This window comes from Thalassolituus sp. UBA6592 (assembly GCF_002433655.1).
Classification (GTDB): Bacteria; Pseudomonadota; Gammaproteobacteria; order Pseudomonadales; family Oceanobacteraceae; genus Venatoribacter.
On record NZ_DJIO01000188.1, the window covers coordinates 11521 to 11752 of the forward strand.

Consider the following 232-nt stretch of genomic DNA (forward strand, 5'->3'; position numbering starts at 1 on the left):
TGATTTCGGCACCGGCTATTCATCACTGGCGTATCTGAAGCAGTTGCCGGTGGATCTGGTCAAAATTGATGCCTCGTTCGTGCAGGATATTCCGTATAATCCGGATGACCTTGCCATAGTACGGGCGATTATCGGCATGGCGCGGGCGCTCAACCTAGAGGTGCTGGCCGAAGGGGTTGAATCCGCCGAGCAGGCGGCCTGCCTCAATGAGCTTGGCTGTCATTACCTGCAG

Annotated in this window: 1 protein-coding gene; it reads left to right on the forward strand. The window is 56.0% G+C overall.

Annotated elements, in window-relative coordinates; translation table 11 throughout:
- Positions 1-232 (forward strand): EAL domain-containing protein (locus tag B2Z72_RS18775; RefSeq protein WP_297005574.1); only part of this gene is annotated, 232 nt, incomplete at both ends.